Annotated in this window: 22 protein-coding genes; 10 read left to right on the top strand and 12 right to left on the bottom strand. The window is 72.5% G+C overall.

The features are described from left to right. Positions 1–166: 166 nt before the first annotated feature. From OHA68_RS36485 to OHA68_RS36455, 7 genes are all read left to right on the top strand, one after another. Entirely contained in the window at positions 167–592 is a 426-nt protein-coding gene (locus tag OHA68_RS36485) for a YciI family protein (protein ID WP_327104308.1), read from the top strand. Between the two features lie 9 nt (positions 593–601). Next, the gene (locus OHA68_RS36480; protein ID WP_327104307.1) at positions 602–1,840 is read left to right on the top strand and encodes an RNA polymerase sigma factor; all 1,239 of its coding nucleotides are present in this window, start codon (positions 602–604) and stop codon (positions 1,838–1,840) included. 61 nt (positions 1,841–1,901) lie between these two features. Further along, a complete protein-coding gene (locus tag OHA68_RS36475; protein WP_327104306.1) occupies positions 1,902–2,087 on the top strand; it encodes a hypothetical protein in 186 nt (61 codons plus the stop codon). Further along, complete coding sequence (locus tag OHA68_RS36470; RefSeq protein WP_189144649.1) at positions 2,087–2,428, top strand: ArsR/SmtB family transcription factor; 342 nt, start codon at positions 2,087–2,089, stop codon at positions 2,426–2,428. Before OHA68_RS36475 ends, OHA68_RS36470 begins: the two co-directional genes overlap by 1 nt. A 68-nt stretch (positions 2,429–2,496) precedes the next feature. Continuing rightward, positions 2,497–4,122, top strand: coding sequence for a SulP family inorganic anion transporter (locus tag OHA68_RS36465; protein WP_327109605.1), 1,626 nt, complete (start codon positions 2,497–2,499; stop codon positions 4,120–4,122). Between the two features lie 148 nt (positions 4,123–4,270). After that, positions 4,271–5,701, top strand: a complete 1,431-nt coding sequence (locus tag OHA68_RS36460; RefSeq protein ID WP_327104305.1) for an FAD-dependent monooxygenase — start codon at positions 4,271–4,273, stop codon at positions 5,699–5,701. Positions 5,702–5,755: 54 nt separating this feature from the next. Continuing rightward, positions 5,756–7,027: an SGNH/GDSL hydrolase family protein gene (locus OHA68_RS36455; protein ID WP_327104304.1), complete on the top strand. Its 1,272-nt coding sequence runs from the start codon at positions 5,756–5,758 to the stop codon at positions 7,025–7,027. 28 nt (positions 7,028–7,055) lie between these two features. Here OHA68_RS36455 and OHA68_RS36450 read toward each other — a convergent pair whose 3' ends face one another. The 7 genes from OHA68_RS36450 to OHA68_RS36420 all read right to left on the bottom strand — a co-directional run bounded on the left by OHA68_RS36450 (position 7,056) and on the right by OHA68_RS36420 (position 15,598). Continuing rightward, positions 7,056–10,394 carry an AfsR/SARP family transcriptional regulator gene (locus OHA68_RS36450; RefSeq protein ID WP_327104303.1) on the bottom strand — a complete coding sequence of 1,113 codons (3,339 nt, stop codon included), beginning with the start codon at positions 10,392–10,394 and terminating at the stop codon, positions 7,056–7,058. Between the two features lie 31 nt (positions 10,395–10,425). Then, positions 10,426–11,385, bottom strand: a complete 960-nt coding sequence (locus tag OHA68_RS36445) for a D-2-hydroxyacid dehydrogenase family protein (RefSeq protein WP_327104302.1) — start codon at positions 11,383–11,385, stop codon at positions 10,426–10,428. Between the two features lie 49 nt (positions 11,386–11,434). Beyond that, positions 11,435–11,965, bottom strand: a complete 531-nt coding sequence (locus tag OHA68_RS36440) for a pyridoxamine 5'-phosphate oxidase family protein (RefSeq protein ID WP_327104301.1) — start codon at positions 11,963–11,965, stop codon at positions 11,435–11,437. Positions 11,966–12,037: 72 nt separating this feature from the next. Further along, positions 12,038–14,137: a 2Fe-2S iron-sulfur cluster-binding protein gene (locus OHA68_RS36435; RefSeq protein WP_327104300.1), complete on the bottom strand. Its 2,100-nt coding sequence runs from the start codon at positions 14,135–14,137 to the stop codon at positions 12,038–12,040. A gap of 130 nt (positions 14,138–14,267) precedes the next feature. After that, the gene (locus tag OHA68_RS36430) at positions 14,268–14,594 is read right to left on the bottom strand and encodes a transcriptional regulator (protein ID WP_327104299.1); all 327 of its coding nucleotides are present in this window, start codon (positions 14,592–14,594) and stop codon (positions 14,268–14,270) included. Continuing rightward, positions 14,591–15,034, bottom strand: coding sequence for a hypothetical protein (locus tag OHA68_RS36425; RefSeq protein ID WP_327104298.1), 444 nt, complete (start codon positions 15,032–15,034; stop codon positions 14,591–14,593). Before OHA68_RS36425 ends, OHA68_RS36430 begins: the two co-directional genes overlap by 4 nt. A gap of 66 nt (positions 15,035–15,100) precedes the next feature. Continuing rightward, entirely contained in the window at positions 15,101–15,598 is a 498-nt protein-coding gene (locus OHA68_RS36420; protein ID WP_327104297.1) for a winged helix-turn-helix transcriptional regulator, read from the bottom strand. A gap of 100 nt (positions 15,599–15,698) precedes the next feature. On the opposite strand from OHA68_RS36420, the gene OHA68_RS36415 reads away from it, so the two are divergent. Both OHA68_RS36415 and OHA68_RS36410 read left to right on the top strand, forming a co-directional pair. Further along, complete coding sequence (locus OHA68_RS36415; RefSeq protein ID WP_327104296.1) at positions 15,699–16,058, top strand: hypothetical protein; 360 nt, start codon at positions 15,699–15,701, stop codon at positions 16,056–16,058. A 306-nt stretch (positions 16,059–16,364) separates the two neighbouring features. Beyond that, on the top strand, positions 16,365–17,348 hold the full coding sequence (locus OHA68_RS36410) for an NAD(P)/FAD-dependent oxidoreductase (RefSeq protein ID WP_327104295.1): 984 nt from the start codon (positions 16,365–16,367) through the stop codon (positions 17,346–17,348). Between the two features lie 129 nt (positions 17,349–17,477). Here the strand turns inward: OHA68_RS36410 and OHA68_RS36405 are convergent, their stop codons facing one another. The 5 genes from OHA68_RS36405 to OHA68_RS36385 all read right to left on the bottom strand — a co-directional run bounded on the left by OHA68_RS36405 (position 17,478) and on the right by OHA68_RS36385 (position 21,925). Beyond that, entirely contained in the window at positions 17,478–18,392 is a 915-nt protein-coding gene (locus OHA68_RS36405) for an alpha/beta fold hydrolase (RefSeq protein WP_327104294.1), read from the bottom strand. Further along, on the bottom strand, positions 18,389–18,982 hold the full coding sequence (locus OHA68_RS36400) for a TetR/AcrR family transcriptional regulator (protein WP_327104293.1): 594 nt from the start codon (positions 18,980–18,982) through the stop codon (positions 18,389–18,391). The genes OHA68_RS36405 and OHA68_RS36400 overlap by 4 nt, the downstream gene beginning before the upstream one ends. A gap of 90 nt (positions 18,983–19,072) precedes the next feature. Then, positions 19,073–20,311: an MFS transporter gene (locus OHA68_RS36395; RefSeq protein WP_327104292.1), complete on the bottom strand. Its 1,239-nt coding sequence runs from the start codon at positions 20,309–20,311 to the stop codon at positions 19,073–19,075. Further along, positions 20,308–21,399 carry a PLP-dependent cysteine synthase family protein gene (locus tag OHA68_RS36390; RefSeq protein WP_189142973.1) on the bottom strand — a complete coding sequence of 364 codons (1,092 nt, stop codon included), beginning with the start codon at positions 21,397–21,399 and terminating at the stop codon, positions 20,308–20,310. Before OHA68_RS36390 ends, OHA68_RS36395 begins: the two co-directional genes overlap by 4 nt. Before the next feature lie 94 nt (positions 21,400–21,493). Further along, positions 21,494–21,925 (bottom strand): hypothetical protein, encoded by a 432-nt coding sequence (locus OHA68_RS36385; RefSeq protein WP_327104291.1) that lies wholly within the window; start codon positions 21,923–21,925, stop codon positions 21,494–21,496. Between the two features lie 215 nt (positions 21,926–22,140). On the opposite strand from OHA68_RS36385, the gene OHA68_RS36380 reads away from it, so the two are divergent. Then, on the top strand, positions 22,141–23,454 hold the full coding sequence (locus OHA68_RS36380) for an aminotransferase class V-fold PLP-dependent enzyme (protein ID WP_327104290.1): 1,314 nt from the start codon (positions 22,141–22,143) through the stop codon (positions 23,452–23,454). The last annotated feature ends 4 nt before the right edge of the window (positions 23,455–23,458 follow it).

Here is a 23,458-nt window from a genome sequence, read left to right as displayed (position 1 = left end):
CGTTGGCTGCCCAGTCAACGCTGACAGCCGCTCCGGCTCTTGCCCTGAACCATCAGGACCGACATCGTAGGTGCGTTTCCGGGACGGGTGTCCGGGAAGAGCGGCCGGCTCCGACGTCTCTGGCGAGCGGCACCTGAAGGGGCCGCCGGCGGAGAAGGAGAGAACGATGAAGTACATGATCATGCTGTACGGCTCGCAGCAGGACTACGACCTGCTGTCCGGCAAGCCCGGCGAGGGCCCCACCTGGACGGGCGAGGACCTGGAGGCGCTGCACACGTTCATGGCGGAGTGGAACGGCGACCTGGTCGAGTCCGGGGAGTTCGTCGACGCCCAGGGGCTCACCGCTCCGGTGCACGCCAGGCGGGTGCGCCTGAAGGATGGGGTCCCCGTCGTGACCGACGGCCCGTACGCCGAGACGCAGGAGGTCCTGGCCGGGTACACGATCGTCGAGTGCGAGAGCTTCGACCGGGCCACCGAGATCGCCGCGCGCCTGGCCGACACCCCGCACCCGCAGGGCACGGTCCTGCAGAACGAGTGGTACGTGGACATCCGGCCGATCGTCGACTCGTTCGACGACCACCTGGACGCCTGACCCGCCGCCGTGGCCGCTGACGGAGTGGAGGGCCTGCTGCGCGAGGCGGCGCCGCAGGTCCTCGGCGCGCTGGTGCGGCGCTACGGGCACTTCGACACCGCCGAGGACGCGGTGCAGGAGGCGCTCCTGGCGGCCTCCGTACAGTGGCCACGAGAAGGCGTGCCGGACAGTCCGCGAAGCTGGCTGATCACCGTCGCCTCGCGGAGGCTGACGGATCTGCTCCGCGCCGAGCAGGCGCGCCGCCGCCGTGAGGACGCCGTCGCCGGGTGGCGGCTGCCCGGCGACCGGTCGGCGCCCCCCGCCGACCGGCCGCCGGTGGCGGCCGACGACACGCTCGTGCTGCTGTTCATGTGCTGCCATCCCTCGCTGTCGCCGGCTGCGCAGATCGCGCTCACGCTGCGCGCGGTGGGTGGCCTGGCCACCGCGGAGATCGCCCGCGCGTTCCTGGTCCCCGAGGCGACCATGACCCGGCGCATCAGCCGGGCCAAGCAGCGGATCAAGGACAGCGGGCTGCCGTTCGCCATGCCACCGGCCGCCGAGCGCGCGCAGCGGCTCGACGCGGCGCTGCACGTGCTCTACCTGATCTTCAACGAGGGGTACGCCAGCACCTCGGGCCCGCGGCTGGAGCGCGCGGAGCTGTCGGCGGAGGCGATCCGGCTGGCCCGCACGGTCCACCGGCTGATGCCGGGCGACGGGGAGGTGGCGGGGCTGCTCGCGCTCATGCTGCTGACCGACGCCCGCCGGCCTGCGCGCACCGGGCCGGGCGGCGAGCTGATCCCGATGGCCGAGCAGGACCGCGGCCTGTGGGACGCCGCCCTGATCGCCGAGGGCGTGGCCCTGGTCTCCGCCGCGCTCCCCCGGCGGGAGGTCGGCCCCTACCAGCTCCAGGCGGCCATCGCCGCGGTCCACGACGAGGCGCCGAGCGCGCCGGAGACCGACTGGCCGCAGATCGTGGCGCTGTACGAGGTGCTGATGCGGGTCGTGGACAACCCCGTGGTGCGGCTGAACCACGTGGTGGCGGTGACCATGGCGCGGGGCGCGGCGACCGGGCTCGACCTGCTGGCCGGGCTCGCCGCCGACGAGCGGCTGGCCGGCGACCACCGGGTGTACGCGGTCCGCGCGCACCTGCTGGAGATGGCCGGGGACCGGGCGGCGGCGCGGGCGGCCTACGAGGCGGCCGCCGAGCGCACGACCAGTCTGCCCCGGCAGCGTTACCTCCACGGCCGGGCCGCCCGCCTGACAAGCTGAATTGCGAAACTGCGCAATTCCTGAGGTAAGATAGTCAGTAATCGAGCCTTTGGGGTGTGATGTGAGCGGGCCCTTCGCTGTCGCGATCAGAGAACGAGTGCGTCAGGCGCGCACGGCGCTGGAGGTGGCTCGCCAGAACGACGACGTCGAAGGACTGCTCATCGCCGAAGGCGAATGGGAGGACCTGGTCCGGCTGGCGCGTGACAACGGTGTGCGGATCGACCCGGACGACGAGGCGAGCGCCTGATGTCCGTCCCCCTGTACGAAGCCAAGGCCGAGCTGTTCAGGCTCCTCGGCCACCCTGTCCGGATCCGCGTGCTGGAGCTGCTGCAGGACAAGCCCATGCCGGTGCGCGAGCTGCTGGCCGCCATCGAGGTCGAGCCGACGGGCCTGTCCCAGCATCTGGCCGTGCTGCGCCGCTCCGGCATGGTCAGCGCGCACCGCGACGGCTCCACCGTGGTCTACTCCCTGGCCGGCGGAGACGTGGCCGAGCTGCTGAAAGCCGCTCGCACCCTGCTGACCCAGATGCTCACCGGTCAGAACGAGCTGCTGACCGAGCTCCTCGGCGCGGAGCGAGAGTCTCGGTGAACCGCGTGCTCTCCTCGGGGTGGACCCGAGTGCGTTCCGTCCTGCCCCTGCGCGCCGACCTGGTCGCCATGGGCCGCCGCCCGCGCCGTGACCTGCTCGCCGGCCTCACCGTGGCCATCGTCGCCCTGCCCCTGGCGCTCGGCTTCGGCATCTCCTCCGGCATGGGCGCCGAAGCGGGCCTGGCCACCGCGGTGGTCGCGGGCGCGCTCGCGGCCGTGTTCGGCGGATCCGGCCTGCAGGTGTCCGGCCCGACCGGCGCGATGACCGTGGTGCTGGTGCCGATCATGCACCAGCACGGCGCCTCCGGTGTCCTCATGGTCGGCGTGCTGGCCGGCCTCCTGCTGATGGCGCTCGCGCTGGCCCGCGCCGGTAAGTACATGGCGCTGGTGCCTGCCCCGGTGGTGGAGGGCTTCACCATCGGCATCGCCTGCGTGATCGGCCTGCAGCAGATCCCCACCGCGCTCGGCGTCCCCATCCCCGAAGGCGACAAGGTGATCGTCGTCGCCGGGCAGGCCCTGCTGGACTTCCTGGCACATCCGCAGTGGTGGTCCATCGGCATCGCGCTGGGCGTGGCCGCGATCATGCTGCTGGGCGCGCGCTGGCGGCCCACCCTGCCCTTCTCGCTGCTGGCCGTGGCCGCCGTCACCGTCGCCGTCGCGGTGGCCGACCTGCCGGTGGCCACCATCGGGCAGCTGCCCGCCGGGCTGCCCGCCCCCTCCCTCGGCTTCTTCGACCCGGCCGTGCTGTCGTCGCTGGCCGGACCCGCGGTCGCGGTCGCCGCCCTGGCCGCGCTGGAGTCGCTGCTGTCGGCGTCCGTCGCCGACGGTATGAGCGTCAACCACCGGCACGACCCGGACCGGGAGCTGTTCGGGCAGGGCCTGGCCAACCTCGTCTCCCCCATGTTCGGCGGCGTCCCCGCCACCGGGGCGATCGCCCGCACCGCGGTGAACGTCCGCTCGGGCGCCACCTCCCGGCTGGCCTCGCTGGCGCACGCCGGCATCCTGGCCGCGATCATCTACGCCGCGGCCGGCCTGGTCGCCGCGATCCCGCTGGCCGCGCTGGCCGGCGTCCTGCTGGCCACCTCGGTGCGCATGGTGGAGGTCGGCTCGGTCAAGGCCATGGTCCGCTCCACCCGGGGTGACGCCATCGTGCTGGTGCTGACCGCGATCGCCACCCTGGCGCTGGACCTGGTCCAGGCCGTCCTGCTCGGCCTGCTCGTGGCCGGCGGGCTGGCCCTGCGCGCCATCGCCCGCGACGTCCGGATCGACGAGATGCCCATCCAGCACGAGGACCTGTCCGGGGACCACACCGAGCAGGAGCTCGCCCTGCTGGCCGAGCACATCGTCGCCTACCGCCTGGACGGGCCGCTGTTCTTCGCCGCCGCCCACCGCTTCCTGCTGGAGCTGTCGGAGGTGGCCGCCGTCTCCGTGGTGATCCTGCGCATGTCCCGCATCACCACCATCGACGCCAGCGGCGCCCTCGTCCTCGGCGACGCCATCGAACGCCTGCAGCGCCGTGGCATCACTGTCTACGTCTCGGGCATCCGCGACGGCCACCACCGGCCCCTGCACGCGCTGGGCGTCATCGCCCGCCTCGACGAGGCCGGGCACGTCTTCCACACGACCCCGGACGCCATCGCCGCCGCCCGCGAGCACCTTCACACCTCGGGCGTCCTCCCGGTCCTGACCCGCTGAGCCTCGGCCACGTCCCTCGCACCGGACCCTGACGGCCGTTGACAGGGCCGTACCAGCGGCATGTGCGGGCGGTGCCAGCGGGCCGCGGCAGTCTCCAGGTCGAGGACGGAGCCCCCACGGCTCCGATCCGAGACGGAAGGACGGAGACATGAGCGATCTTGTAGTGCACGACGTCGTCATCGTCGGCGCCGGCCCGGTCGGGCTTTTCCTGGCGATCGAGCTCGAGACCGCGGGCGTGAGGCCGCTCGTACTGGAGCGACTCGTGGAGCCCGACGACGGGATCAAGGCCGCCGCCGTCGGCGCGGCGGGCGCCGAGGCGCTGGAACGACGCGGGTTCGCGCGTGCGCTCGACGAGCAACAGGTGACGCTGCCGATGGCCAAGGCGGCGCGTGCCGGAGCCGGACCGGTGAAGAAGCCGGGAGGCCACTTCTCCGCGTTGTTCGTGATCGACCAGGACCTTCAGCGCGCCCCGGAGCGCCACAGCCGTATGGTGCCGCAGGAGGCGCTGGAGAGGATCCTGGCCGAGCGCGCGAGCGAGCTCGGGATCGAGATCCGGCGCGGCGTCGAGGTGGAAGGTTTCGAGCAGGACGACGACGGCGTGCGCGTGCGGACGAGCGCGGGCCCGTTGAGCGCGAGGTATCTCATCGGCTGCGACGGTGGCCGCAGCTCCGTCCGCAAGCTCGCCGGCTTCGAGTTTCCCGGCACGGATCCCACCATCACCGGCTATCAGGCTCTCGTCGAGTTCGACGCGCCCGCGAAGCTCGCGATGGGCTGGCAGCGAACGCCACGCGGCCTCATCACGTCGATCCCGGGGCGCGTCTTCACGGCGGAGTTCGACGGCCCGCCGCCGGATCGGGCCGCGCCGGTCACGCAGGCCGAGGTCGAGGCGTCGATCCAGCGCGTGAGCGGCACCGACGTCAAGATCCTCTCAATGGCGAAGGCGACGCGCTGGACCGATCACGCGCGGCAGGCGACGACCTACCGCATGGGCCGTGTCCTTCTCGCCGGCGACGCCGCGCACGTCCACTCCCCCTTCGGCGGTCAAGGGCTGAACCTCGGCCTCGTCGACGCCGCCAACCTCGGGTGGAAGCTCGCCGCGGCGGTGCGGGGCCGCGATCATCTCCTCGACTCCTACACCGCCGAACGCCATCCCGTCGGTGCGCGCGTCCTGGAGAACACCCGCGCGCAGGTAGCGCTGGTACGACCCGACCCGCTCACCACCGCGCTCCGCGCCATCGTGAGCGACCTGATCAAGCTGCCCGAAGGCAACCGCCTCATCGGCGAGATGCTCTCGGGGGCCGGCATCCGTTACGACCTCGGCGACGACGACCCACTCGTCGGCACGCTCGCGCCGGACCGGCTCCTCACCCTCGCCGACGGCGGCGAAGAGCGGCTCTACGCGCTGACGGAGAAGGGCGGCGGCCTGTTCGTCTCGCCTTCGGAACGGTCGCTCCCGCCCGACGTGCGCCACGCCCGCACCAAGGAAGGCCCGTCGACGCTGCTGCGCCCCGACGGCTGCATCGCATGGACGGACGCGTCGTCCACCTCACTCGACGAGGCGCTCGCGCGCTGGTTCTGATCCGCGCCAGGACCACAAGAGCTGGATCGGTTTCGCTTACGGGAGGTTTTCTTCATGAACGAAAGCACGGGGACAAGCCCTGCGGGTCAGGGCGCCTGGATCGCCACCTGGGGCACGGCACAGCAACTGGCGCCGGCTGCCGAGCCCGGTGGAGGGCCGGAACTGCCGGACGACGCTCTGCCGGACGACACTCTGCCGGCACCGGATGCCACGCCCGAGCCGGTCGAAGCGGCGGCCGCGCCGACGACGGTCAGCGCGCAGACCGTGCGCATGGTGGCGCGCACCACCCTGGGCGGCACGGCTGTGCGGGTCGCGCTGTCGAACTCCTTCGGCCACGCGCCGGTGCGCATCGAGGCCGCGCGGATCGCGCGGCTCGACAGCGGCGCGGCGATCCGCGCGGGCAGCACGCGCACCCTGACCTTCGGCGGGCGCGACGCGGTGGTGTTGCCGACCGGCGCGCAGATCCACAGCGACCCCATCGAGTACGACGTGCCCGCGCAGACCGACCTGGTCGTCTCGCTGTACATCCCCGACGAGAAGATCACTCCCACGACGCACCAGCTGGGACTGCGCACGGCGTGGCTCGCACCGGGCGACCAGACCGCCACCCAGAGCCTGCGGGACGCCACCGGGTTCGCGTCCTACCTGTGGCTCGCCGGCATCGACGTGCTGGCGCAGCCCACGGCCGCCACCATCGTCGCCCTCGGCGACTCCATCACCGACGGCGCCGCCACCACGCCCGACGCGGACACCCCGTGGCCCTCCTCGCTGGCGCGCCGGCTGGCCGAGCGGCAGGACCTGCCGCCGCGCGCGGTGATCAACATGGGGATCGCCGGCAACCGCGTGCTGCGCGAGACCGACGGCTTCGGCGCCAGCGCCCTGGCGCGCTTCGACCGCGACGTGCTGGCCCGGCCCGGCGTGCGCTGGGTAGTGCTGGCCGAGGGAGGCAACGACATCGCCTTCGGCTCCATGCCGGGCATGCCGGACAGCGAGCGGGCGACGGCGGCGGACATCATCGCCGGCTACCGCATGCTGATCGGCCGCGCGCATCTGCACGGCCTGCGGATCATCGGCTGCACCCTGACGCAGTTCGGCGGCACGTTCGTCTTCACGGAGGAGGGCGAGCGCATGCGTCAGGACGTGAACCGCTGGATCCGCGGCAGCGGCGAGTTCGACGCGGTGGTCGATCTGGACGTGGCCACCCGTGACCCGGCCGAGCCGACGAGGCTGCGCACCGCGTTCGACTCCGGCGACGGCATCCATCCGAACGACGCCGGCAACAAGGCGATCGCCGACGCCTTCGATCTGGAGCTCTTCCGGGGATAGGGCTCTGGAGCTGTTCCGGCGATAGGGCTTACGCCCGCACCGGGCCGTCCGGCTCACGGCGCAGGCGCGCCGGATCGACCCGAAGCGAGGCCGTCTTCCCGTCCAACTGCCAGCCCTCCTGGTACGCCGCGGCGAAGACGTCCTCGCCCAGCGCCGTGCGGCCACGGGCGGCCAGCGCCTGGATCTGCCGGTCGCTGAGGTCGTGGGCGCCGCGCAGCCGGGCCGCCGCGCCGAGCAGCAGGGCCGCGTCCCGGTGCCGTCCCCGCAGCCGGGCCAGCTCGGCCTCGGTCACCGCGACCATCGCCATGATCGGCAGATCCCCGCTCTCCAGGGCCGCCGTGTACGCCCGGGCCAGCGCCGCCTCGGCGCCCGCGGCGTCGCCCCGCCGCAGGCACAGCTGGGCCCGCACCGAGCCGGCGATCACCTGGCGGTGGTCGCCGCCGATCGGGGACTCGCCGGCCAGCTCCGCCTCGGCCACCTCGATGCGGGCCTGCGCGCGGTCCGGGTCGCCGAGCCGCAACCACGTGCCGGCCTCGAGAACGGTGACGAGGACGATCAGCTCCGGAGACGCCGATCGCTCCACCCGCTCGCGGACCGCCTCCAGCATCGCCCTCGCCTGGGCGTCCTCGCCCCGCCGCAGGTAGAGGTCGATCCAGCGGGTGTCAAGGAAGATCTCGTCGGCCAGGCTCAGCGCGCCGAACTCCCGCGCCTGTGCCCGGGCCTCGCGCAGATCCGCCAACGCCCCGTCGAGGTCCCCGTCGTACTGCCGCAGCAGCGCGCGCGTCGGGAGCGCGGCGGCCAGGCCCCAGCGGTCGCCGGCCCTGCCGAAAGCGTCGAGCGCGGCGGCCACGTCGGCGCGCACCTGGTCGAGGTCGCCCTCGTTCTCGGCGAACGAGGCCCGGAACAGGTGGGCCAGCCCGGACAGCCAGACGTCGGGGCCGTCGACGAGACGCTGGACCAAGGCGAGCGACGCCTCGTGCTCCCGCAGGAAGTGGAGCGTGATCGCGGCCAGGACGCCGGCGAATCCGGGCAGCGACGGGTGGGCGAGCAGGCGATCGGCCAGGGCTCGCAGCGCGGATTCGTGCTCGTGCAGGCCCTCCATGGCCAGCGGGGAGCGGGCGTTGATGCTGCTCAGCAGGAGCACCGCCTGGGCGATGTCGCGGTCCAGCGTGTGCCCCTCGGCGGGTAGCGCCAGCGCCCGCCCCTGCCAGTACGCCGTGTCGGCGGGCCGGCCGACTATCTGCCAGTACCACGACAAATCCATGGCGAGCGTGACGGCCGCGGTGGCGTTGCCCGTGTCGCACAGGTGGCGCAGGGCGGCGACCGCGTTGTCGTACTCGGAGCGCATCACCCGCAGCGCGGCGAGCTGATCGGGGCCGCGCAGCAGCGGCTCCTCGCGGGCGACCAGGCCGGCCAGGTAGCGGGCAGCGAGATCCCGGACGGCGTCGAGCACGCCCTGGTCGGCGAGCCGCTCGATCCCGTACTCGCGCAGGGTCTCCAGCATCCGGTAGCGGCCCGCGTCGGGCGCCAGGTGCAGCAGCGACTTGTCGGTCAGGGCGGCGAGCAGCTCGGGGACCTCGCCCGGGAGCACCGCGGTGCCGGCGCAGACCGCGGCGGCCGACTCCGGCGTCACGCCACCGGGCAGCACCGAGACCCGCTCGGCCACCGTACGCTCGTTCTCGCCGAGCAGATCCCAGCTCCAGGCGATGACCGCGCGCAGCGTGCGATGCCGCGGCGACGCGGCCCGGCTGCCCGTGGTGAGCAGCCGGAACCGGTCGGACAGCCCGGCGGCGAGCTCGGCCAGCGACAGGGTCCGCAGCCGGGCCGCGGCCAGCTCCAGCGCCAGCGGCAGGCCGTCCAGGCCGCGCACCAGCCGGACCACGTCGGCGCGCGTCCGCTCGTCGACGTCGAAGCCGGGGCGCACCGCCGCGGCCCGTTCGGTGAACAGGCGCACCGACGCGCTGCGGCGGATGTCCTCCAGGTCGTCACCGGGGTCCGGCAGCGCCAGCGGGCCGAGCGGGACCAGCGCCTCGCCGTCGATCGCGAGCGGCTCGCGGCTGGTCGCCAGCACCCGCAGCCCGGCGCAGCGCGGCAGCAGCGCCGCGACCAGGTGCGCGACGGCGTCGATCAGGTGCTCGCAGTTGTCCACCACGAGCAGGCTCTCCCGGCCGTCGAGCTGGTCGGCGAGCACGTCCAGCTCGCTGCCCTCGGCTCGGGGCCGGCCGGAGGTCTCGAAGAGCGCGGCGCCGCGCAGCCCGATGGCGGCCAGCATCGCCGCGCCGGCCTTGGCCGGCTCGGTGACCGCGGCCAGGTCGACCAGCCAGGTGCCGTCGCGGTACGCGTGGCGGTGGCGGCGGCCCGCCTCGACCGCGAGCCGGGTCTTGCCGGCCCCGCCCGGCCCGACCACCGTGACGAGGCGGCCGTGGGCGAGCAGCGTGTCGATCCTGGCGAGGTCGTCGTCGCGCCCGATGAAGCTGGTCAGGGCGGCGGGCAGATTGCTCGCGGGCGCAGCCCCCCGCACCTCCGCCCCATGCCGTGCCTCCGCCCCATGCCGTGCCTCTACCCCGTGCCGCACCTCCATCCCGTACCGCACCTGCGCCCCGTGCCGCGCCTCGGCAGCGGGAGCCGGTGACTGCAGCAGGCGCAGGTGGCGCTCGCGCAGGGCGGCGCCGGGGTCGGCGCCGAGCCGGTCGGCGAGGGCCTCGCGCACCCGCTCGTACAGGTCGAGGGCGTCGGCCTGGCGGCCCTGGGCGGCCAGCGCGTCCATCTGCAGCGCGGCCACCCGCTCGTCCACCGGGTGCTCGGCGAGCAGGGCGGTCAGCCGGGTGGCGGCGTCGTCGGCGCGGCCCAGGGCCAGCTCCGCCTCGGCCAGATCCGCGCCCGCCTCGACCGCGGCGCGGGCCAGCCGCGTCGCGACCGCCGGGGCGACCGCGGCGATCGCCGACGGCTCGCCGCTGAGCGCGACCGCCTCGCTCAGCAGATCGGCCGCGGCTCGGGGATCGCCGGCCCGGAGCCGGTCACGGCCGTGCGCGGCCAGCCGCTCGAACCGCAGCGCGTCGACGTCGTCCGCCGTGACGCCGAGGCGGTAGCCGCCCTCGGACTGCGTGACCGCGCCGGCCTCGCCGAGCAGCCGGCGCAGCCGCGAGACCAGCGACTGCAGCGCGTTCGCCGGGTCGGCCGGGAGCTCCTGCGGCCACAGCGCGTCGACCAGGACGCCCGGTTCGACCGGCCGGCCGCCGGCCAGCGCGAGCCGCGCGATCAGGCCACGGAGCCGGGCCCCGGGTACGGCCACCACGGTCTCACCGCGGCGCACCTGAAGGCCGCCGAGCAGGCTCACCCGCAGCCGCGTCTCCTCGTTCCCGTGCACCACCCGATCCTCTCCCGTGCCTCCAGCGTGCTCAGGCTGTCAGCACCCGAAGCGGGGACCCGGTCTGCCAGGCCGCGATGTTCTCGACGATCTGCTCGTACATCGAGCGGTACGCCCGCTCGGTGACGTACCCGAGGTGCGGCAGCAGCACGGTGTTGGGCGCGTCCCGCAGCGGGTGGCCGGCGGGCAGCGGCTCGGTGTCGTAGACGTCCAGCCCGGCCCCGGCGATCGTGCCGGTGGTCAGTGCGGTGACCAGCGCGTTCTCGTCCACGATCGGCCCGCGCGAGGTGTTGACCAGGATCGCGGTGGGTTTCATGGCGGCCAGTTCGGCCGCGCCGACCAGGCCGGTCGTCCGGTCGCTGAGCTTGAGGTGGACGGTGAGGACATCGGCGGTGGCGAACAGCTCGTCCTTGGGCACCCAGGTCGCGCCGGCCTCGGCCGCCCGGTCGGGCGTCAGGTTCTGGCTCCACGCGAGCACCCGCATGTCGAAGGCCTGGCCGATCCGCGCCACCTGCGCGCCCAGCCGGCCCAGCCCGAGCACGCCCAGGGTGCTGCCGGCCAGGTCGGTGCCGACGGTGGTCTGCCAGCGGCCGTCGCGCAGCGCCCGGTCCTCGCTCACCACGTGCCGCAGGCAGGCCAGGATCAGCGCCCAGGTCAGCTCGGTGGTGTTGGAGCTCTTGGCCGAGCCGGACATGGTCGTGCCGGTGACCGTGACGCCGTGCGCCGCGGCCGCCCTCAGGTCGATGGCCGCGTTGGCCATGCCCGTGGTCACCAGCAGGCGCAGATCCGGCAGCCGGTCGAAGGTCCCGGCCCGGAAGGGCGTCCGCTCGCGCATCGCGACGACGACCTCCGCGCCGCGCAGCGCGGCCGCCAGCTCGTCCAGGCCGGCGATGTGCTCGTGCAGCACCTCGACCTCGACGCCGGGCAGGGAGTCGAAGGGCGCAAGGTCACGGGCCACCCGCTGGTAGTCGTCCAGAACGACGATCTTCATGCGGTCATCGTACGCGGCTCCACGACGATCCCCTGGCCGGCACGGGAGGTCAGGACGGGGGCGCCGCGGTGAGCTTGGCGAGATCGGGGGCGTAGGCGGTCATCCAGTGCGGATGCAGCCGGTAGTAGACCACGTCTTTGTCCCAGTCGAAGAGGTCGTCGCCGTAGAAGTCCTGGAAGTACGCGAGCAGGTCCGGCCAGTCCGCAGCCGGTTCGCCACCCTGAGGGTTGAGGATCTCCACCGTGCCGTGCGTGAACACGCCCAGGTCCTCCCCGCGCAGGTGCGCGGCGCTGGCGGCGGGCCGGGCGGCGAGATGGCGGGCCTTGGCGGCGCCGCGCGCGGTGCCGAAGTGCCACTTTCCGTGCAGGAAGTGCCCGTCCACGCCGCTGATCCGCGGCTCGCCCTGCGCCGTCACGGTGGACAGGGCGAGGGTGCGCATGCCGGTGAGGAGCTGGGTGAGCAGCTCCGCGGTCAGGGTGCGCTCAGTGCTGATGATCGAGCGGAGGTGTTCGTTCGAGCGGGAGAGGGAGGCGTCGAGGAGGGCCTGAAGCTCCTTGAGCTCTACTGACGTTTCGTACATGTGAGGTCCTTATCCATCCGTGGGCGCGGTCATGCCCACCGACGAACCATGCTCGACCGAAAAGCCGACACCCTATGTCATATTTCTGCGCCCGCCTGCTCGAAGAAGCGGGTCGTCAGCCTGTGGCTCGGCCGGCCCGATCGCGACGGCGGTGTCGGTCAGCGGATAGGAGACGCAGGTGAGGACGCCGCCGTCCTCGACGGTGCCGCGCACCTCGCCACGGAGCAGCTGGATCCGGCATTCGCCGCAGCTGCCGACGGTGCACGAATAGGGCATCGGTACGCCTGCGGCGAGGCCCGCGTCGAGCATGGTCCGGCCGCCGGCGACCACCACGTCACCGACGTTCTCGACTGTCATCGTCTTCGCGGTCAGCTCGGGAGCCGCCGTGGGCACGCTGGTGAAACGCTCGTCGTGCAGCCGGTCCCACGCGACACCGAGACCGGTGAGACCGTCGCGGACGCTGGTCAGCATGGCCGCCGGTCCGCAGATGTAGTAGCGGGCGCGAGGTGAGTACGTCAGGTGGCCGGGGCCGATCCGGCCGGTGCTGCCGGTCCAGCCCGGGCCGGGCCGCGACAGCACATGGTGGACCGTGAGCCGGCCGGGATGAGCCTCCTGGAGCGCCGCGAGCTCGCCGGCGAAGATGATGTCGGCCTCGGTGCGGTTGCCGTACAGCAGGGTGATCGTGGCGTCGGGCGAGGCGGCGAGCACCGTACGGACGATGCTCATGAGCGGGGTGATGCCACTGCCCGCGCCGATCAGGACGTAGTCCGCGCCGGCCGCCGAGGGGTCGGTCACGCGGAAGCCGCCGGACGGCCCGAGGACGCGCAGCTCGGTGCCGGCGCGGGCGTGGTCGTGGAGATAGGTGGAGCAGAGGCCGTCCCGTTTGACGGTCAGCGCGAGCCGATCCGTGCCGGGGACGGAGGTGGCCGAGTAGGCGCGCCGGACGGTGCGCCCGTCGATCTCCGTGATGAGCGTGTAGAACTGGCCGGGCGCGAACCCGGTGTCGGCCCCGGACAGCACCAGGGTGACCGTGTCGGGCGTCTCCTGGATCACGTCGATCACCCGCACCGGCCGCCCGGGGCGGGAGTCGGTCGCGGCGCCGTAGCCTTCCTTCTCGAGCGCGCGGCGGTAGGTGGCGTCCAGGATCCGCCGGATCGGCTTGGAGAACGCGGCCAGCAACCTGGCCGGCCGGCGCAGCAGCGGCATCTTCACGCCGAGTTGCCGGGTCGTCGACGCCATCAGCTCGGCGAGCGTGGCCGCGTCGACGTGGTTGGCACGGTCCCAGATGTTGGCGGCGGCGACGGCCTGGTTGTGCCGCACTTCGGCCCGCTCCACGGTGACGACGAGGGCGGACTGCGGGACGACGCCGCCCAGCGCCATGTCCGCCAGCAAGTCCGCGTCGTCCGTGATCAATGCGGTACCGCTCACGTGCAGCACGCCGGTACGGCCAGGAACGAGCATCGCCGCGGAGATCCGGTCGTCGGCCAGCAGGTTGTGCGAGGTGTCCGCGCGCTTGTTGCCGAGCCGGTCCGGGATGGCCAGCGTGTGCCCGTCGATCACCCGGACGAAGCCGGGCGTGTCACCGCGCGGGCTCGTGTCGCCGCCTTCACCGTCCCAGGAGGACACCACCAGGAACGGCGAGGCCGCCAGGAAGCCGGCGACGCCCGCGCCGGACAACGGCCCGGTCGTGCCGCCGGCGTCCGTTCCCGCCGTCGGCACGACCGGGTCCCACAGCCGGGACCGCATGATCGCCCGTGCGCAGTGGACATAGGCCTGGCAGACCTCGACCACGAGCCGGCCAGGGGATCGCTCGGCGACCGAGCCGTTCAGCCGGAGCGTCTCGCCGACGCCGGGCAGCAGGAAGACGAAGGAGACCGGGCCCGACGCGGCCACCTCGGTGGCGAAGGCGATCCGCGTCGGCGATTCGACCTTGGCGAAGCCGGGCTCTCCCCCGACCACCGTCGTCCGCAGCCGCCCGTCGTCGTCGTGGTGGCCGAAGCCCGCGAGCGGCGCGATGGCGAGCATGTGCCGGCAGGCGTCGTCCAGCTCCGCGAGCTCCTTCATCATCACGAGCGCCGGGGGGCGTCCGACGATCGTTTCGAGCTGCGCCACGGTGGCGATCCGGTTCATGGCGCCGACGGTTCGCCGGTCGCTTTCGTTCGTCGAAGGCATGGTGTGCATCGTCTTGAGACCTCACAGATGACAAGGAGAACGGTGAAGGGCCGCGCCTTCTGCTTCATGGCGATCGACCCGCGGACGGACCGATCGAGGCGGTACGTGACCTACTCCCGGACGCCGGCCGTCAGCGGAGGTGTCCCTGCTCGTGCGAGCCGACCGGGGTGCCCGGGTCATCGAGAAGTGCCTTGAGCGCCTGGACATGCCCGGCATAGGCGCGCCGGCCCTCGGCGGTGAGGCTCACCCAGGTCTTCACCCGGCCCCGGCCGGTCGGCTTGGAGATCGCGACGTAACCGGCGTCCTGCAGCACCTTCAGATGCTTGCTCACCACCGAGTCGGCCACGCCCAGAATGTCGCGCAACACCGCGAACTCGGCGCTGGACGACGCGGCGAGCAGCGCGCAGATCCGCAACCGGTTCGGCGCGTGCACCACCTCGTCGAACCGCCCCGTCATGCGCCCGCCCTCAGCTGGGCCCGCAGCGCCATGTCGAACCGCCGGCTCAGCGCGATGGTGGCGACGAACCCCAGGACGGCCAGGCAGAACACCGGCCACCGCAGGTCGGTCAGAGCTCCGATGGCGAGGGCCGCGACGGCGACCAGCACCGTCAACCCGCCCAGCGCGCCGAGCCACCGGCCGGCGGGGCCGGCTTCGAGGCCGGACACCCAGACGCCGGTCACGCGGCGATAGGCGGTGACGAGCACCGCGCACCCGGCGAGGGCCAGCACGACGCCCCCGACCTTGAGCGCGGTGCCGCCGAACCCCAACGCGAGCACGCAACCGACGATCATCAGGCCCAGGAGCGGGTGATACCACCACGGGTTGATCAGCCGGTCGGCGAGGGCCGCACGGGCTTCGGCGATGAGGGACAGCCCTTCGACCCCATTACTTTCCATATCGGAAAGTCAATCACATTCCAACTTGGAAAGTCAACGCGCGGCGGGTCCGCCATCCCGCTGAAATCACGCGCCCTCTCGGCGGCCCGGGTAGCGGTCCCGCATGGCCGGGCTCGCGGCCGGGCCCGCCGCGAAGACGTACGTGGCGCTGTCGTCGAGTCGGCGGCCGGTCCTGGCATCGACGATCACCGGCTCCACCTCGTCGCCGCTGTTCGCGTCGACGACGATCATGCTGCGCCGCTCCGGCTCGAGCCGGGAGTTGCCCCACGCGGCCAGGGCCAGGATGACCGGCCGCAGAGTGCGGCCGAGGTCGGTCAGCACGTACTCGTGGCGGACCGGATTGCTCCGGTACGGCCTGCGCTCCAGCAGTCCGTCGGCCACGAGGGTCTTCAGGCGGGCGGTGAGCATGCTGGAGGAGATGCCCAGGTTCTCCTGGAACTGGTCGAAGCGGGTGTAGCCGTCGAAGGCGTCATGCAGGATCAGCAGCGTCCACCACTCGCCGACATGCTGCACCGTCGTGGACAGGGGACATTCCCGGTCTTCCAGCCTGATCCGGCTCGCCACGTGACCATCCTCCAGTTACTGCTAAAGTCGAACCCAGTAGCTCCTATTTTAGCAGTCGCTTCGTCCTCTGCTGCCCCTACCAGTCACCGTGAGGATTCGCATGCCCGAAGGCCAGTCCAAGACCATCACCCCGGATGCGCTGCCCGACGTGATCACCCGCTACCTGAAGGCGCACCGCGTCCACGACAAGGCCACCGCGATCACCGCGTTCACCGGTGACGCCACGGTCATCGACGACGGCAACACCTACCGGGGCACCGCGGCGATCGAGAGCTGGCTGGGCAAGGCCGCCGCCGAGTTCACGTACACCAGCGAGCTCACCGGCGCCCAGCGCGTGGACGCCACCCACTACGTCGCCACCCATCACCTCGAAGGCGACTTCCCCGGCGGCACCGTCGACCTGCACTACCGCTTCGCGCTGCGTGGCGACCTCGTGGAGCGCCTGGTCATCGAACCCTGAGACGGAAGGACCGCGGAACGGACTCCGCCACCGAGGCGTTCGTCGCCCATCACAACCTGCTGTTTCGTCACCACTGGGGAATGAGCGGCGGATCCGGTTCGTGCTGCCGCCAGGTCTCGGTGAGGCCGGCGAGGCCAGCCGGAACCGGCTGGCCTCGTCCAGGTGGCCACGGTACGGGCGGCGTCGGTGACGTGTCGTGCCCGCGAGTGCCGCGCGGGGTTCCGGACACGGAGCTCAACGCGATCCAGTTGCTGAACCAGCAACAATATTTGCCGTACGACGAGAGCTGGACCGACCATCTACCCCATGACGACAACGAACGCCCCGGTAGACGGGGACAAGCGGTTCGACGTGGTGGTCGTGGGTGGCGGCGCCGCCGGGTTGAGCGGTGCGCTCACGCTGGCGCGGGCTCGCCGGTCGGTGCTGGTGATCGACGCCGGTCGGCCGCGCAACGCCCCCGCGTCCCAGGTCCACAACTACCTCGGCCGTGAGGGCACCGCTCCGTCGGAGTTGCTGGCCATCGGCCGCGAGGAAGTGACCGGGTACGGCGGCGAATTCCTGCCGGCCACCGCGGTGGCGGCCGAGCGGCTGGAGCAGGGTGACTTCCGGGTGACGCTCGATGACGGGTCCTCGGTGCTGGCCCGGCGGCTGCTGGTGACCACCGGGCTGGTCGACGAGTTGCCCGAGGTGCAGGGGCTGGCCGAGCGGTGGGGACGTGACGTGCTGCACTGCCCGTACTGCCATGGCTGGGAGGTACGCGATCAGCGGCTCGCGGTCCTGGGCACCGGCCCGATCTCGGTGCATCAGGCGCTGCTGTGGCGGCAGTGGAGCGACCGGGTGACCTTCTTCCAGCACATGGCGCCGGACCTCACCGCCGATCAGCTGGAGCAGTTCGCCGCCCGCGACATCACCGTGGTGCAGGGCAAGGTGAGCGCCCTGGAGGTGCCCGGCGACCGGCTCGCCGGGATCGCCATGGCCGACGGCCGGGTCGTCCTGTGCGACGCCGTGATCGTGGCCGTCGGCGTCACCGCCCGCGCCGGCGTGCTGGAGAGCCTCGGCCTGCAGACGGTCGAGCAGGAGATGTTCGGGCACACCGTCGGCACGCACCTGGCCACCGATCCGGCAGGGGCGACGGAGGTGCCCGGCGTCTGGGCCGCCGGCAACGTCGCCACCTTGACCGACGTGGTCATCACCGCCGCCGCCTCGGGCCTGCGCGCCGCGGGGGCCATCAACGGCGACCTGGTCGCCGAGGAGACCCGCCTGGCCGTCGCCGCCCGCCGGGCGAGCTAGGAGCTCCAGACCTCCCGCCGCGCCCGGCACCGGATGCCCCAAATGCCCGCCTTGTGGGCCAGGGGCGGCCGGCACCGGCCGACCGGGCTGCCCACCCTGTGGACCATGGGCAGCCGGCTGAACCGCCTACTAGGCGCTCAGCACCTTGCGGAGCAGCTCACCGAACTCGGTGGGGTGCGTGCTGAGACCGATGTGCCCGCCGGGGAAGTGGACGAGCTCCGTACCGCACCTCTCGGCCAGGAAGGCGGCGGGACGGTAGGGCAGTTCGCCGCGCGAGTCCGCTCCGCCCGCGAGCACGAGCCGATCCGACAGGGCCGCCAGGCGCTGCAGGTCCGGGACATAGGCCATGAAGCTCGGCACGATCCGCCCGAGGAAGTAGGGCATGTTCGCCCTCGTACGCTCGGCTCGTGCCGCTGCCCGCGGTGGCAGCTCGATGACGGCCTCGGCGGCAACGGGCTTCTCGGCGCCCGACCGGCTGAGGCCCGCTGGCTGGCTGAGGGTCGCCGGGCGGTTGAGCCCCGCTGCGCGGCTGAGGTCCGCTGGTCGGCTGAGGGCCGCCGCGAACTCGGCCACCGCCGGCATCAGCCCATCCCGCCGGAAGGTGTCCTGGACGCGGGCGAGCATCGCGCGGTGCTCGGCGGCGTCGGGCAGCACCTCCACCACCGGCGGCTCGTGCGCCACCACGCGGGCGACCCGGCCGGGATGGGTGGCGAGCAGGTGCAGCGCGACGATCGCCCCCGAGCTGCAGCCGGCCACGCGGGCGGGCGTGTCCGGCGACAGCAGCTCCAGCAGCCGAAACGCGTCGTCGGCATGCTGGGCGACCTGCTGCGTGGCCTCCGGGTCGTCCAGCGGGCTGCGGGACATGCCGCGCGGGTCGTAGGAGGCGACCGTGTGGTCGATGGCCAGGTCGTCGGCGATGCCGTCGTAGGAGGCGGCGTCGCCCGCGCCGCCGGGGATCAGCAGCAGGAGCGGGCCTGTCCCGCGCACCTCGTAGTGCAGGGTGGCGCCGTCCACGCGCAGGCGGCCGGTGGTCGGGTCGGTCATGATGGGTCTCCTTCACGGGATGCGGGCCAGCGCTCCAGGAGAGCGTGCAGGGCGTCGAGGCAGCGGGCCCACGAGGTCTCCGCCGGGCGCGCGTGCGCGAAGCCGCCGGCGGCCTCGAGACTGACGAAACCGTGCAGCGTGCTGCGCACCAGCCGGACCGCGTCGGTCAGGTCGGGCTCGGCCAGCTCGTAGGCGCGCAGCATGCTGTACGTCAGCTCGACCGCACGTCGCGGCCCGGCGGCCCGGGCCGCGAGCTCGGGATCGATCTGCGTCGGGATCTGCGTGGCGGTGTACCGGCCCGGGTGGGCGTGGGCGTACGCCCGCCAGGAGTCCGCGAACGCCACCAGGGCGTCCTTCCCGGCCCGCCCCGCGGTGGCCTCCGCGATGCGGATGGTCTTCTCGTCCGCCGCCAGCAGCGCGATCCGCCCGCGCAGGTCCTCCAGGCCGCGTACGTGCACGTACAGGCTGGCGTCCTTCACTCCCAGCCGCCGCGCCACCGCCGACATGGTCACGTGTTCGAGCCCGACCTCGTCCGCCAGCTCGGCGCCCGTCAGCGTCACCCGGTCCGCCGTCAACCCGGCCCGCGCCATGCGCGTACCACCTATCTCCTAGAGTCACTCATTAAAACCTAATGACCCTAGGATAAGCCTTGGCCCATTAACCGACAAATCGGTATCAAGTCAGGCGGCGAGCTGACCGGCCACCGGTAGCCGGTCGCGTCGATCCAGCCGCCTGACGGCCGCCGCGGAGACCAGCCCCGCGACGGCCAGCAGCGCCCACGGCAGCCCTGCCGCCCCGAAGGATCGGGCCACGTCGACCAGGGCCCCCGCCAGCAGGTTCCCGGCCAGGATGCCGACGCCGGACAGCAGGTTGTACAGCCCGTAGTAGGTGCCGATCAGCCGATCCCCCGCCATGTCGGCGATGGTGGCCATCTCGAACGGGAAGGCGACCAGCGTCCCCACGGTGAGCAGCAGCGTGCACGCCACCAGGGGCAGCAGCGCCCACCCCGGCGGGAGAGCCAGGTTCGCCACCACGGCCGGGGGCAGGAACGCGACCCCCATGAGGGCCAGGCCGCGGCTGATCGCCTGCCCGCGACTCCACCGGGCCGAGCACCAGGCGGTCAGGCGTACCTGCCCGCCGATGCCGAGCAGCGCCGACAGCGCGTACAACGTCATCACGCCCGCCTGGCCGCCGCCGAGCCGGTCCACCTCCAGCGGCAGCGCCAGATACATCTGGTACGACAGCGCGTAGGAGGCGATCATCGCCGCCGCGAAGGAGACGAAGGCCCGATCGCCGAACGCCCGCCGCCAGTCGCTCAGCACCGGTGGACGCTCACCGGCCGACCCCTGTCGAGCCGGCAGACACAGGCCCTGCAGCACGGTCAGTACGGCGAAGATCGCCGCGGCGGACAGGCACACGGCAGTGAACCCGGCGTTCAGCAGCGCGAGGCCGACGAGGGGGCCGAGCAGAATGCCCCCCTGGTAGAAGACGTTGAACACGGCGAACGCCGTCACCTTGCGCTCCCCCGCCGCGCACGCCAGATAGGCGCGGGCCGCCGGATTGAACAGCGCCCCGGCGAACCCCGTCACGGCGGCCGCCACGATCAGCCACGGCAGCGAGGTGGTCAGCCCGAACAGCGCGAACCCGACGGTCCGCAGCCCGCACCCGAGCATGATCAGCGGCTTGTGACCGACCCGGTCCGCCAGCGTGCCGCCGATCAGGAACAGGCCCTGCTGGCTCAGGTTGCGCAGGCCCAGGATGAGCCCGATCGTCCAGGCGGCCATCCCCACGCCGCTCGACAGGTGCTGGGCGAGGTAGGGCATGAGCATGTAGAAGCCGAGGTTGATGCCCGCCTGGTTGATCTGCAGGAGCTGGATGGGCCGGTCGAAGGAGCGGAACTCGGCCAGCACGCCCCTCATCGCGTACCGGCCAGTGGGTCGCGCACGAGGGTGCAGCGCGTCCAGCGGTGCACCTCCCGCTCGGCCGGCGTGCGCAGCAGGTCCGGCTCGTCGGCCGGGACCGTCCCCAGCAGGCCGTGCGCCCGGCAGTAGTCGTCGTCGAAGACGCTGTTCCAGTACCGCCACGGCCCGTCGGGGAAGACGGCGACGATGGTCCGGTCCGGCTGGGTGCGGGCCAGCCAGCGGGCCGCCAGGGTGACGGCGCCGGTGCTCCAGCCGCCGGAGACGTAGTGCCGGGCGGCCAGGGTGCGGCATGCCCAGACCGCTTCGGCCGGGGCGACCCAGTGGACCTCGGTGAAGGCGTCGTAGGCGACGTTGCGCGGGTGGATGCTGGAGCCGAGCCCGCGCATCAGGCGCGGCCGGGCGGGCTGGCCGAAGATGGTCGACCCCACCGTGTCGACGCCGACGAGCTGCAGGTCGGGGAAGTGCCGGCGCAGCACGCTGGAGATGCCCGCGCTGTGCCCGCCGGTGCCGACCGAGCACACCAGCGTGTCGATCTGCGGCAGCTGGCTCATCAGCTCGTGGGCCAGTCCGGCGTAGGCCTCCACGTTGTCGGGATTGTTGTACTGGTCGGGACAGTAGGACCCGGGTTCCTCGGCGAGCAGGTCGCGCACTCTCTCCAGACGGGCCTGCTGCCAGCCGCCGGTCGGGTGCGGCTCCGTGACGATCTCCAGGCGGACGCCGTAGGAGGCGAGCAGCCGGCACATGAGCGGCTCCATGCCGGCGTCGCCCACCAGCACGACCGGATGACCGAAGACGATGCCGGCGAGCGCGAGACCGAGTCCCAGGGTGCCGCTGGTCGACTCGATGATGGTCGCGCCCGGCCGGAGGTCCCCCCGCGCCTTGGCCTGACGGATCATGTGCAGGGCGGGACGATCCTTGATGCCGCCCGGATTGAAGCCTTCGAGCTTGGCCCAGAACCCTCCCCGGTCCGGCACGAACGGCTCGGAGATGAAGGCCAGTGGCGTATTTCCTACGGTCAGGGAAAGCGCGCGGCTGCCGGTCGGTGGCGTATCTTTCAGGCGCGCGAAAATTGCTTGCGATGACATGGGTGAAATCCCGAAGTAAATAGGTGCGATTCGCGGCATGACAGGATGACCGCGCATCAGGTGGACGGTGAGCGACTTATAGGAGTCGCGCGTCCTATATGCGCATCACACAGATATTTTCCCCATGAGGCGCGATCAGGCGGCATTCCGCTGCCCGGGCCGTGACGCCTTCGGCAGCAGACGGCGGGGAGGAGGCGGCCACCGCCGCGAGCGTGGGCACGCCGACCGTCGGACCGGCCGGATGGGTCGCCGAGCAGTCGGGCCCGGTCCCGTGCCGGTGCCCCTCCGGCAGTTGACGATGCCAGCAGTTCCGGTCGTGATCAGCGGAAACGCCGCTCTCGTCCGCCGCGTGCCCCCTGTCGGCGAGGTGGGCGCTGTGCTCCGACAACTCCAGGGCCGCGCAGGCGCCGCCGTGCGCGAACACCACGCCGATGACCATGACGATCGCGAGCAGCGCATGGGCCACCAGTCGCCCGGCGCGAGAGGCGGCCGGGCAACGCGAATGATCCGTTCGGGTCGCAAGCATCACCGGTGATAATGCCCGAAGTGCTGCCGGGCGCGCCCAGCAATGGCACAGGTTCCGGTAAAGACCCGCCCGTACGTTTCGCGTCATTCTGAGGTCGTTATTACCGACACGGAGAAAGGAACATCATCCGAGCGGGGAATATCGGCCACACTGGCAAGCACGGGCGGTCCTGCGTACCGCCCGTGAATTCTCGCTGATAACAGGTGGAGTCCTCTATGACCTTGTCCAGACGCCGGATCGTCACCGGGCTCGGCGCCATGGCCGCCGGCGCCCTGGCCCGCCCCGTCACGCCGGAGCCATCGAAGCCACCGGAGGCGCTCACCGTGCCGCAGGGCCGCACCCCCGAGGCACTCGCGCGCGACGAGCGCTTCTGGGCGACCGTCGCCCGGCAGTTCCAGGTGAGCCCCGACTTCGTCAACCTGGAGAACGGCTACTACGGGATCATGCCGGAGCCGGTCCGGCAGGCGTACCACCGCAACGTCGACCATCTCAACGAACGGAGCTCCCACCTGCTGCGCACCACCTACAAGCCGCGCGCCGACGAGGTCCGCGACCGCATCGCCGCCCTGCTCGGCGTTTCCGGGAAGGAGATCGCGCTGACCCGGGGCGGCACCGAGGCGCTGCAGAACCTGATCGCCGGTTACGGCCGCCTGCGACCGGGCGACGCCGTGATGTACGCCGATCTCGACTACCACAGCGGCCAGTACGCCATGAACTGGCTGCCGGCCCGGCGCGGTGTCACGGTCGAGCGCATCGTCATCCCCGAGCCCGCCACCCGCCAGGCGGTGCTCGACACCTACGAGCGCGCCCTGAGCCGGGCTCCGAAGGTGCGCCTGCTCCTGCTCAGCCATATGAACAACCGCACCGGCCTGGTCACCCCGGTGCGCCAGATCGTCGCCATGGCCCGCGCGCACGGCGTGGACGTGATCGTGGACGCCGCCCACTCCTGGGGCCAGCTCGACTTCACCCTGCCCGACCTCGACGCCGACTTCGCCGTCTTCTCCCTGCACAAGTGGATGGGCCTGCCGCTGGGCTCCGGATTCCTCTACATCCGCGAGCAGCGCCTGGCCGACATCGACCTCCTCTACGCCGACGAGACCTACCCGGCCTCCGACATCCGCTCCCGCGTGCACTCCGGCACCATGAACGTGGCTCCGTTCCTGACCGCGGACGCCGCCCTGGACTTCCACGAGACTCTCGGCGCGAAGGTCAAGCAGGCCCGTCTGCGCTACCTCCGTGACCGCTGGGTACGTCAGGCGCACGCTCTCGGCGTGCAGATCCTCACCCCGGACGAGCCCGGCATGTACGGCGGCATCACCGCGTTCCGACTACCCGGCCGCAGCTCCAAGGCCGACAACCTCGCCATCGCCGAGGCCCTGATGGACCGGCACCGGATCTTCACCGTCGCCCGCAGCGGCATGAGCGGCGGCGACGCCGTCCGGGTCACCCCGGCCCTGTTCACCTCCGCTGACGAGGTGGACCGGCTGGCGGCCGCGCTGCGCGACCTCGGCGCGCACGCCACGCCTTGACGGG

This window comes from Nonomuraea glycinis (genome assembly GCF_035920485.1).
Lineage (GTDB): Bacteria > Actinomycetota > Actinomycetes > Streptosporangiales > Streptosporangiaceae > Nonomuraea > Nonomuraea glycinis.
The sequence above is the reverse complement of the archived record's forward strand: the minus strand, read 5'-3'. Positions and strand labels throughout refer to the sequence as shown.